Raw genomic sequence first — 10,378 nt, 5'->3', positions numbered from 1 at the left:
CTGTCTGCCAGCGGCCTGATCCCTCAATCCCAGATGCCATGTCGACGGCCCGCCATCTCGGCGGCCCTTTCGTTTGCGCGCCTGCCAGCGAGCGCGGGCCGTCCGTGCGCTTCCACCTGCCCGCCCGCAGGTAGACAGCCCCCACGCCAAACCCGTCTCCACGGCCTCCTTAGGGCGTCGATGCACGAAATCCCGCATTCACGCAAAAGTCGTGCCAATTTGCTTGCGTGAAGAGGCTTTATACCGCACGATATGTGTTTAGATTCGCTTGAGGATGCACGAACCATGCAAGCAGGTCGTTCCGCCGCCAGAGCGGCCCGAAGCACGGGCCGAGATCGGGTCTCCAATGGCCGACTTCTGTCGCGCGCCGTCGATTTGCGGTCTGCCGGAGGTCGACGATTCAAGTTTTTGGTCGAAAGCTATTCGAAGCAGCTCGGTGGCGAGCTGACCGAGCCTGAGCGCGCCTTGGTACGCCAGGCGGTCGCGCTTCAATTGCAGGCCGAACGGTTGCAGGAACGGATCGTCGTCGGCGAGATCGTCGACAGCGACCTTTTGATCAGGATCAGCTCGACCAGCAAGCGGCTGCTCTCCATCATCGCTGGCAAGGCCGGCCAGCGGGCCGACCCCACTTGGCTCGACGAGGTGGAGGCCAAGTACGCCGAGCGCGATTCCGTGGGGCCCTGAGAGCGAGATGGCCCGCCCGAGCAAGTCCAGCCTATTTGCCAAGGTCCGCGCCGAGATTGCCGGGCTGTTTGGCATTGACCCGGACACCGCGCCATTGCCGGAGCGGCTCAAGATCGACCACGCCACCGCCCTTCGGCTCGAAATCGAGCGGCTGCAAACGGAGCAGATGAGCGGCGATGCCGTCGACATTCGGCGATTGGCTGAAGCGCACGGCGAGTTAGCGCGGTTACTCCCGACGGCGGGCGGCGCCGGCGGCGGCGTCGATGGATATGACCTCGGCCGCCTCGATGACGTCCAGCTCGAAACGCTCAAATTGCTGCTCGCCAAGGCTGCAGGTGTGGATCCCGCGCACGATGCGGGCGCCGAGCCCGCGGAGCAGGTGCATGACCCGTTTTCCTCTCGCCTCAAGCAGGCCCTCGAGGAACTCGAAGCGCTACGGCAGAAAACCGTCGAACAGTCGTTCTTAATCGGAGCCCTGCGCACGCAAGTCGCGGAGTTCGAAGCATTCCGCTCCCGCCGCGCAGCCGCGCCAGAAGCCTCAGAGCCGGCGCTTCCTGGCAACGTCTCACTATTTCCCCTGACGCGCGCACCTGAGTACGACGCTGATAAAGAGGAAAATTTCCGTGCCGCTACGGCAGCCCACAAGCGCGGAGAACTCAAGGGCAGACAGCTTTATTTGTTCCTTGCCGAACGCGAGCGGCACGAGAAGGCGGAACGATGAGCGCGGCCACGGAGAGATTCGATGCACTCAGGCGCAAATTTCGCGCTCAGGTGCGCTCGCGAAAATTGAGCGCGGTGCAACGGCATCACCTAACCACCGCGGCTTTCCGCTGCTGCACATTCTGGTGTTGTGCTTAGTGGCTGTGAGGGCGCCGATGACCATAGATCGGTGCTGCGACGCAGGACCCTCGCCACCTGCGGAGCGCTCCAGCGACCTCAGCCGCCAGGCGTTTGGATGTTCTGAGTGTTGAGCGCTGCCGCAAATCGTCCTCAGACTCACGCTGCCAGCTGACATAACCAGGAAATATTCGCCCGATACCTCGGTGTGTTACCCGCGGCCTGATTGGGCTCGCGCACGTGCTGCTGGGCTATAGCAATTCGCCGATCGAAGATCGGCAACATGCCGGCGCGCTGCTGCGGCAAGCGCTTGATCTCGAGCCGAACCGAGCCGCAACGCACTTTGTGCTCGGTTCGCTCCTGAGACATCAGGGCCGCATGCCCGAAGCTGCCGAAGCCTCTCAGACAGCCATCGCGCTCGATCGGAACTACGCTCGCGCTTACCTCTATCTCGGCCTGACCTTGGCGCATATGGGACGGGCGGAAGAGGCCATTGCGCTGGCGCAGCACGCGATGCGCCTCAATCCGCGCGATCCGAATATTGCCGACCATCTCTTCGTACTCGGGAACGCTCAGATTCTCTTGGGTCGATCAGATGAGGCCATTGCCAGCTTGCAGAGAGCCAGCGCCGCCAATCCCCGGCTCTGGTACGTTCACATGCATCTCGCCGCCGCATACGGCATGCAGCAGCGTATCGACGAGGCAAAACACGAACTGGCGGAATCACTGCGGCTGCGGCCGGAATTCGCATCTCTGGCAGCAATCAAGGCTGCCATGCCGCAATACGACTACCTATCACGTCTTGTGCAGGCGCAAGCGACGATTATCACCGGAATGCGTCGAGCGGGGCTGCCAGACGAATGAGTCCACGTTTCGACTTACGCCAATCTCGACTTCCGTTCAGTCGCGCGTCCGGATGATTCAACCGGCCGACGGTAACGTTTCCACCTTCTCGACCGTTTGCGAACGTGACCAGCAAGGACCGCTTTGGGTCAACAGCGTCGATTGCGTTGCCTCGCGGTCATTTCCGGTCTTCCCCTGACAGCCGACATATGGGCGGTAGCGGGGTTTTGTCGGTAAGGGCCAATTCCGGACTCGCTGCAAGGTAAGCCTCTTCGATCACCTCGTCGGCGAGCAATTGCATCGAGGTCGGCACCTCAATGCCGAGCGCCTTCGCGGCTTTCACGTTGATAATCACTTCGAACTTGGCGTCACCGGGAGATCGCTGGGTTTGTCGCCCTTGAGCGGCCGACGAGCACGCGAGTCTCGCGATAGGAGACCGCAAGATCGGGTCCATAGCTGACGAGCCCTTGGGGCCGTATTGCACTCCCGGAACGGCAAAAAGAGGGGCGCAAAGCCACGTCGGACTGGATAACTTTAGCGCTGTGTCCCTTTCCGAAAGCGAGCAACTAAAAATCGTATACTATCTTTAAGGCGGTTGAACCAAAAACACAGTTCCACGTTGTAGTTGGTCTAGTCATCACTCCGGGGAGCCCAAAATGCGGGCGACAACGTACGTCGCGCGTCAGATCGCGGCCCTGTTGGGCTACGCCAAGTCCACAGTGATCGAGCGATCGAGAAGGCTGGTTAGACGACGCTCTGCTAGTAGGACAGCCCTCGACCGGGAAGCCGTCGCGGAGCTTATTAGGCTCACCGACAACCTGCTCCGGCAGTACGGCCGAGACGTCGAAGGGGACGATAGAGTCACCCGCTGCTTCGCTACCGACGAATTTTTCGTCTCTACACACGCAGTGGAACCGGGCCTCGCTCGCTACCAAATTTCGCAGCACGCTGACGGTGAGAATAGATCTCAAGTGTTTGTCGCGACGTGGCACTGCACTTCGGGCACACCAGACCTGCAACTCTACCGTGACGGACCTTGGCGGAAACGATTTCGGAGTTTCGCTGACGACTTATTGGACCCGGCTCCACCACGGCTTCTACAATGATAGCGCAAGGTCCTGATCTCGTTCACGTCGCCTTGAGCCGACTACATCTGCTCCCCGCAAGACCATGCGGGCGTAGAGTAGGCTACGGCCTCAACCAGCGGGTGTAAACCTTTCAAGGGCGAGCGGCGAGAGTCTGCTGCGGGTCAGACTGAGAAGAACTCACGTTGAGCAAAACGAGTCCGCTCTTCTCTTGAATGCTGACGTGAGAGCGGACATGGAGTTCGGTCGTTGAGGGCCATCAACGGAAATGGCGAGACCTCATTCGATTAACTCGTCGGCCTGGGCAAGTAGCACGGGCGAAACGGTAAGACCCAACACCTTGGCGGTCTTCAGGTTGATTACCAATTCGTACTTGGTCGGCGCCTGCACCGGTAGGTCGGCCGGCTTCTCTCCCTTCAGGATGCGATGGACATATGTCGCGGCAAGCCGAAACAGATCGCGCTGCTCACTTCCGTAGGACATCAGGCCACCAAGTTCAGGGAAGAAACGCCATGGATAGATGGCCGGTACGCGGTAGCGAGCGGCTAGCAAGACCAACTCTGCGCGATGCTCGTTCAGAAATCCATCCGGCATCACTATCAGGCCGGTACTGGGCCCACGCACCTGAGCGGCAATGACGGAGTCGAGCTCTGATCCGTCGTGAACAGGCGCAGGTATAGCCTCCATTCCAAGGGATGCTGCGGCAGTTTTGAATGGGTTGAGGTAGTACTCCGCAAATGGCGCCGTCGCCGGATTGAATAAGAAGGCGGCCCGGTCAAGGCGTCGCTCAATCTCCTTGAGTAGCTCTAGCCACTTGCCGGCAGTCGTCGCCTCCATGACGGTGAAACCGGTCACGTTGCCGCCCGGCCGCGGCAGGCTTGCGACGAAACCGCTACCGACGGGATCGGCAACGATCACGAAAATAATTGGAACTGTATGAGTTTGTTGCAGCATTGACGCAGTAGGGGGCGTGTTTTGTGTAAGAATGAGGTCAGGCTGCAGCGCGAGCAGTTCCTTCGCTGAGCGTTCTCTCACCTGCGCGTCGTCGAGCGCACCCCAGCGAGTGTCGATTCGGATGTTGCGGCCTTCAATCCACCCGAGCATCTCAAGCCCCTGTCGGAATGCGTCCAGGTAATTCTTAAATTCGGGGTCGGTCTCCCTATGCACCATCAACAAACCGATGTGCCTCATCCGTTCGGCTTGCTGCGCGCGCGCGGCGAGCGGCCAAGTGATTGCGGTACTACCGAACAAGCCGAGAAACTCACGCCGCCTCATGTCCAGCCCCAGGCTTAGGAGAAGACATCGCGATGGCGAAAGACTACCACTCTTTTTCGCGGTGAGCACAACGAGTCCGCTTTACCTGGTTACGCGGACACAGCGGCGGCCCCTCAAGGGGGTCTGCGTCGGGCTAGAACCGGCTGTGAGCAATTGCGGAAAAACCTCGCACCTATTCGATAATCTCGTCGGCAGCGTTCAGCAGGCCCAGTGGCACGTCGAGGCCAAGCGCATTTGCCGTCCTCAAGTTGATGATCAACGGTACTTTGATTGGCATTTGGATCGGAAGGTCACCTGGCTTCTCGCCCTTGAGGATACGGTCGATGTACCCTGCTGCCCGCGGATATTGTTCGGCGAAATCTGGCCCATAAGAGATCAGGCCGCCTGAGTCCGCGAAAGAGCGAACGAAATAGATCGCGGGGACGCGGTAGCGGGCCGCCGCCGCAATAATCACATCACGATTTATCGTGTTGAATAGGTCCGGCATTGCGATAATGCCGGCACCTGGATTACCCGCTAGTGCGGCGATAACGCGTTCTATCTCATCCTGGGCGTGAACCGGAGCAGCACTGGCCTGGAGGGTAAACGATGACGCGCCGGCTCGAATTGAAGCCATGTAGAATTTGATCGGGACGCTTGTCGTCGGGTTGAAAAGCAGCGCCACGCGCGTCACGCCCGGCGCGATACGCTTGAGCAGTTCCAGCCATTTCCCGCCCATCGAGGGCTCGTAAAGTGCGAACCCGGTAACATTGCCGCCCGGACGTCCGACGTTCGTGACGAAACCACTGGCAATCGGATCGGCTACGGTCACGATCACGATTGGAATTGTCTGCGTCTCGCGGACAAGAGCGTTGGTCACGGGCGTGGTCACACTGAGGATTGCGTCGGGTCGCAGATCGACAAGCTCCTTTGCGACTGCCTTCATCCTATCCAGATCATCGCTGGCCCAGCGAAGTTCGATTTGAAAATTGCTGCCTTCCGTCCACCCCAGCTTCGCGAGCGCGTCCCGGAAAGCCGCGAACCAAGACTTCACATCCGGATCGGTCTCCGCAAAGCCGATCAGCACGCTGACGCGCCGCATGCGTTGAGCTTGCTGCGCACGCGCAGCGCGCGACCACGCAGTCGCCGCGCTGCCCACCAGCGTCATGAAGTCGCGTCGCCTCATGCGGCTCCTCTCTCCATGCAGCTCCTCTCTCCAAGCGAGACCGACACGCTACCACATCGTTAAGTGAGAGCCACGTTGTGCATCACAACAAAACTGAGCGGCTGATGACCGCTCCGGGTCGTCTTCGACTGAGCCCGCCGGTCCGGCCTGCTATTTGATGTCGGCTCTTACCTGAAAGCGACCTGATTGTTACGCGCACGCGAAATGACGCGAAGGGCCAAGAAGCGACATCAGCACGGCCAGAAGCAGATTAGTTCCTACTCGCCCCGTAAGCGAGTGGCCAGCAACACAATGGCCTCGACTGATAGCACCACGCCCTTTCGATCATTGATCACTTCGATGCGGTCCCTGATGACGCCCCGCCCTGGCTTGCTCGATGGGCGCTTCTCAATAATTGTAATGCGTCCGTGCAACCGGTCACCTGCACGCACGGGTTCCGGGAATTTGACCTGCCAGTCAAAGCCGCCCAAGAAAGCCCACTTCCGATCCGGCTGGTTCACGACTTCGTGGAATAACCGATACATCAAGCTGATCGTGTAACCCCCGCTCGCGATCAGTCCACCGAACGGCGATTTGCCGGCGGCCTCTGCATCAACGTGAATAGGCCACGGGTCGTTTGCGCGACTATAGGCCAGCATTTCTTCTCGATCCACGAGGTGTTCTGTCGTTGTCCAACTATCTCCGACGTTCAGATCCTCGAAGTATATCACCTTCATGAGCATCCCCATCTATTGGGTTTTCGAAGGCGGGAAGCGGCGAGGACGGCCCAAGATATTACGGTGAAATTCACGTCGAGTGCAATCACAGAGGCCCTTTGGATCGTAGTAACCGCCAGCAGCGAATGTCCGCGATGGGTGTCAAAAGCAGCGGTCGAAGCACGCGCGGCACGGCGTCCGGTAGCCAAAACGTTGGTTGCTATTCCCGGACCCGGCTCATTCGATGATGGTGTCGGCGAATTGCTGAACTTGCGAAGGCACATCAAGCCCAAGCGCTTTCGCGGTCTTGAGATTGACCACAATCTCGAACTTCGTCGGATACTGCACAGGTAGTTCGGCGGGCTTGGCGCCCCTTAGGATCTTATCGACATAGACGGCGCCTTGCCGGAATTGTTCGCGCTCATCAAACCCGTAAGAAATCAGGCCACCCTCCCTGGCAAAAAAAGCAAACGGATAAATCGAGGGCAACCGATACGTCGCCGCCAACGCCACAATGAGCGCGCTATTTGCGAAGCTAACGACATTGGGCGCGACGATCAAACCGCTGCGCGCGTCGCCTGCAAATGTCGCGAAAGCGCGTTCAATTTCGGCGTGGTCATGCACCCTGAGATCAACCAGCCTCAAGTTGAGCAAAGGCGCTGCCTCTTGAGCCGATTTGAGATACCCGAGGTTTGGCGGCTCGGGGTGCAGAAGCAGCCCGACACGCTCGACCTGCGGCGCCACCTCATGCAGTTTTTCCAGCCATTTGCTTCCCATGGAAGGCTGGAAATTGGCAAAGCCGGTGATGTTGCCGCCCGGTCTCGCCAGATCCTTGACAAAGCCACTACCGACAGGATCGGAGACTGATACGAACACAAGCGGGATCGTGCGGACCTGAGTCTGAAGTATGGTGGTGACCAAGTTGGAATTGGACACCATCAAGTCGAGGCCCTGCCGGAGCAACTCGGCAGCCATTTCGCGAGCGCGTGCCGGATCACCCCTTGCATAGCGCACGTCAACGGTGACATTGCTGCCCTCGATCCAACCAAGTTTCGGCAGGTGTTCTCGGAAAGCCCCGATCTGTATTTGCCCATTGGGGTCGTCCTCCGCGTAGGCCATCACGACACCGATCCGCCGCATGTGTTCGGGCGACTGGGCGAAGGTGACCAGCGGCCATGCCGCTGCCACACTTCCGAACAGGACCATGAAGTCTCGCCGTTTCACTTGATGCATTCGGTCTCCCCGGGCGGCCGGGTGGAATGACGATCAGGCAGGAAGTCGTGGCAATTTACAGCTTATTGGGACCCATGGGGAGGTGGGCAGATTGCCCGTTCAGGGTCATTTTCGACCGACTCTGCGGGCTTCCGCTGCCGTTCGATGTCTCCCCTTCTCCGAAAGCGACCTACTCACTGCGCGGCAGCGAAATGACGCGAAGGGCCACTTCCGGACTCAAGCACCGCAGCAGTCCCGCCTCATTCGATCACCGCGTCAGCTCGGGCGAGTAGGGTTGGCGGCACCTCGACGCCGAGCGCCTTGGCGGTTTTCAGATTGATGACCAATTCGTACGTGACCGGCAGATCGGCCGGTTTGGCTCCCTTGAGGATCTTGTCGACATAGGCCGCGGCCCTCCGCCAAAGCTCGGGGAAGCTCGGCCCGTAACACATCAACCCGCCGGCATCGACGTGAGGCCTGTTACTATAGACGGTCGGTAGCCGGTGTTGGACCGAGAGCTCGGCGAGCCGAATTCGATGGACGCCGAACATCGGGTCACCAAACACAAACAGCGCATGCACCCGCTCTCGAGCCATCGTCGCGAATTCGGCCTCGAACTGGTCCGGCGCGTGGACGTCCAGAAGCAAGAGCTCAAGTCCAAGAGACTTGGCCGCGGCTTCAATATTTTCCATCGCCACCAATTGGTTCGGACCGGTTGAGTTCGACAGTACCGCGACATGGCGGATGTTCGGAACCACCTCGTGCAGCAGGCTTAGGTCCTTGCGGAAGATCTCCGGACCATCGCTATATGAAAGGCCGGTGACGTTGCCGCCAAGCCGCGCAAGGCTCGCAATCAAGCCATGCCGGACCGGGTTGTCGAGCCCAATGCCAACGATCGGGATCGTTTGTGTGACGTTTCTCGCGGCCTGCGCTGAGGTTGATAGGCTTGAAATGGGATTTCGAATGCTCAACTGATCGCGGCAACACATTCTGCGAACTTCTCAGCTGGGGTTTCGCGCCAAAACAGAGCAACACCGTTGCAATGATTAGCAACCGCAAAGTCATCCGGTGAGACCGCCGACCCCTCTTCTACGATGTCTTCCACGGCGAACACCCCGATATCCGGGAAAGAGGTCGCGAACAAGGATACCGAAAGCGTCGTCCCTAGCCGCGGCATGAAGCTGAAACTCCCTGAGATGAATGGCGGACAACAGCACATTCAGCATGGCTTCAAACCGCGCAACGTAGAATGTGACCACAATCCTGATATGGAGGGGATAATGGTTTCGCTGAAGACCGCTCTTTCAAGTGGCATCGCTGCGCTTGCCGTGACCGCAACGGTGTTCGCCGGCTCCGCACCAGCTCAAGCACACGACGGCCGGAACGCAGCGCTGATCGGCGGCCTGGTCGCCGGCGCTCTCATCGGCGGGGCGTTGGCATCAGAAGCGCAAGCGTATGAGCCCGCACCGGCCTACCGTTCTTACTACCGCCATCCGGCGTATGATAGCTACGGCTACAACCGCCACGACTACGTCCCGGCTCACCGATATCGCAACTGCGGCGACGACTACCGCAACGCTGCAGGTTGGGACGACGACGATTGAATGAGCCTCCCGGAAATGAAAAAGGCCCGCACCGGCGGGCCTTTGTCGTTTTGGCGACACGATCAGCGCACCGCGACGACGCACTCGGGCATCTTATATTCGCGCTCTCAATCGCGGCTTTTTTTTGTGACGCCCATTCAACTCCGGTTCAGGCCAGCGACGCAACACTATATCACGAGTTCAACTATGGAGGCGTCGATGGGAAAGCCGATTGCCGTTCTACTTTCTTCCGCAGCGTTCGCCGCACTTGCTGCGACCGGCGCCCGCGCCATGCCGATCGCGCCCTCGACGGCGCCAACGACGTTGAACGTCGAGCAGGTTCGCTGGGTCTGCAACGAATGGGGACGCTGCTGGCACCAGCGGGACTACTACCGTCCCTACGGGTACTATCGACGCTATGATGATGGCGACGAGTGGCGAGAGCGTTATCGGTACCGCCATAGCTACGGCTATTACGGTCCACGTTGGGACCATGGTTGGCGCCGCGGTCGGGAGGATGACAACGAGCAATGAGCCGCCGGAAGGGCCTCAACCGGATTCCTCACCTTCGGCCAAGATGCGCGCTATGGGCGTCCAAGGCATTCAGGTCTGTTGCGCGGACTACCGCTGCAGCCACAACGTTGCTCTGACGCTGGTCAGTGGCCGGATGATCTGAGGCTGTCGGACCTCGAGCCGCGATTTGTGCGTAAGGCCTGCGGGCGACGCGGTGCCGAGATCCGACCGGACTTCAATTGGAACGCGCCAGCACAGCCGGCGATGGGGTATCGAAACACGACATGACCAAGGGGCTTGGGGGCGGCCTTTCGAAGATCCGATCAAGGTATATGGGCGCAAGCTGGTGAAGCTGCGACCATCCGCCGGCTGGTCGAGATCGGGTTGAGGGCGAAAAGCGAACCACTAAGTCGTCGTTTGTGAAGAACGTTTCTGAGCACCGTTTTACGCAAGGTGTGGTTGCGATAGGTGGCGACAGAGTATCCA

At 59.6% G+C, this 10,378-nt stretch carries 11 protein-coding genes; 5 read left to right on the top strand and 6 right to left on the bottom strand.

Translation table 11 applies throughout. From position 1 onward, the window contains the following. The first annotated feature begins 408 nt into the window (after positions 1-408). From Q2941_RS48520 to Q2941_RS48510, 3 genes are all read left to right on the top strand, one after another. Complete coding sequence (locus Q2941_RS48520; protein ID WP_458197109.1) at positions 409-684, top strand: hypothetical protein; 276 nt, start codon at positions 409-411, stop codon at positions 682-684. A gap of 7 nt (positions 685-691) precedes the next feature. After that, a complete protein-coding gene (locus tag Q2941_RS48515) occupies positions 692-1,405 on the top strand; it encodes a hypothetical protein (RefSeq protein ID WP_458197108.1) in 714 nt (237 codons plus the stop codon). A 356-nt stretch (positions 1,406-1,761) separates the two neighbouring features. Continuing rightward, the gene (locus Q2941_RS48510; RefSeq protein ID WP_458197107.1) at positions 1,762-2,385 is read left to right on the top strand and encodes a tetratricopeptide repeat protein; all 624 of its coding nucleotides are present in this window, start codon (positions 1,762-1,764) and stop codon (positions 2,383-2,385) included. A 157-nt stretch (positions 2,386-2,542) separates the two neighbouring features. On the opposite strand, the gene Q2941_RS48505 is transcribed toward Q2941_RS48510, so the two are convergent. The 6 genes from Q2941_RS48505 to Q2941_RS48480 all read right to left on the bottom strand — a co-directional run bounded on the left by Q2941_RS48505 (position 2,543) and on the right by Q2941_RS48480 (position 8,785). After that, positions 2,543-2,707, bottom strand: a complete 165-nt coding sequence (locus tag Q2941_RS48505) for a hypothetical protein (RefSeq protein ID WP_458197106.1) — start codon at positions 2,705-2,707, stop codon at positions 2,543-2,545. Between the two features lie 1,021 nt (positions 2,708-3,728). After that, positions 3,729-4,724 carry an ABC transporter substrate-binding protein gene (locus Q2941_RS48500; protein WP_458197105.1) on the bottom strand — a complete coding sequence of 332 codons (996 nt, stop codon included), beginning with the start codon at positions 4,722-4,724 and terminating at the stop codon, positions 3,729-3,731. A 172-nt stretch (positions 4,725-4,896) separates the two neighbouring features. Next, positions 4,897-5,889, bottom strand: coding sequence for an ABC transporter substrate-binding protein (locus tag Q2941_RS48495; RefSeq protein ID WP_458197103.1), 993 nt, complete (start codon positions 5,887-5,889; stop codon positions 4,897-4,899). Between the two features lie 257 nt (positions 5,890-6,146). Beyond that, positions 6,147-6,605, bottom strand: coding sequence for a MaoC/PaaZ C-terminal domain-containing protein (locus tag Q2941_RS48490; RefSeq protein WP_458197102.1), 459 nt, complete (start codon positions 6,603-6,605; stop codon positions 6,147-6,149). Between the two features lie 216 nt (positions 6,606-6,821). Next, the gene (locus Q2941_RS48485) at positions 6,822-7,817 is read right to left on the bottom strand and encodes an ABC transporter substrate-binding protein (protein ID WP_458197100.1); all 996 of its coding nucleotides are present in this window, start codon (positions 7,815-7,817) and stop codon (positions 6,822-6,824) included. A 239-nt stretch (positions 7,818-8,056) separates the two neighbouring features. After that, complete coding sequence (locus tag Q2941_RS48480; RefSeq protein ID WP_458197099.1) at positions 8,057-8,785, bottom strand: ABC transporter substrate-binding protein; 729 nt, start codon at positions 8,783-8,785, stop codon at positions 8,057-8,059. Between the two features lie 186 nt (positions 8,786-8,971). Between Q2941_RS48480 and Q2941_RS48475 the strand changes: the two genes are divergently transcribed. Beyond that, positions 8,972-9,400, top strand: a complete 429-nt coding sequence (locus Q2941_RS48475; RefSeq protein ID WP_458197098.1) for a hypothetical protein — start codon at positions 8,972-8,974, stop codon at positions 9,398-9,400. Positions 9,401-9,598: 198 nt separating this feature from the next. Further along, positions 9,599-9,913 (top strand): hypothetical protein, encoded by a 315-nt coding sequence (locus Q2941_RS48470; protein WP_458197096.1) that lies wholly within the window; start codon positions 9,599-9,601, stop codon positions 9,911-9,913. The last annotated feature ends 465 nt before the right edge of the window (positions 9,914-10,378 follow it).

This window comes from Bradyrhizobium sp. UFLA05-153, from assembly GCF_054185185.1.
The sequence above is the reverse complement of the archived record's forward strand: the minus strand, read 5'-3'. Positions and strand labels throughout refer to the sequence as shown.

What these genes read in the sequence shown, in the direction of transcription:
- Q2941_RS48475 (WP_458197098.1), top strand. Translation starts at nt 8,972, where the DNA reads ATGAAGCTGAAACTCCCTGAGATGAATGGCGGACAACAGCACATTCAG.
- Q2941_RS48515 (WP_458197108.1), top strand. Translation starts at nt 692, where the DNA reads ATGGCCCGCCCGAGCAAGTCCAGCCTATTTGCCAAGGTCCGCGCCGAG.
- Q2941_RS48480 (WP_458197099.1), bottom strand. Translation starts at nt 8,785, where the DNA reads ATGTGTTGCCGCGATCAGTTGAGCATTCGAAATCCCATTTCAAGCCTA.
- Q2941_RS48470 (WP_458197096.1), top strand. Translation starts at nt 9,599, where the DNA reads ATGGGAAAGCCGATTGCCGTTCTACTTTCTTCCGCAGCGTTCGCCGCA.
- Q2941_RS48500 (WP_458197105.1), bottom strand. Translation starts at nt 4,724, where the DNA reads ATGAGGCGGCGTGAGTTTCTCGGCTTGTTCGGTAGTACCGCAATCACT.
- Q2941_RS48485 (WP_458197100.1), bottom strand. Translation starts at nt 7,817, where the DNA reads ATGCATCAAGTGAAACGGCGAGACTTCATGGTCCTGTTCGGAAGTGTG.
- Q2941_RS48490 (WP_458197102.1), bottom strand. Translation starts at nt 6,605, where the DNA reads ATGAAGGTGATATACTTCGAGGATCTGAACGTCGGAGATAGTTGGACA.
- Q2941_RS48495 (WP_458197103.1), bottom strand. Translation starts at nt 5,889, where the DNA reads ATGAGGCGACGCGACTTCATGACGCTGGTGGGCAGCGCGGCGACTGCG.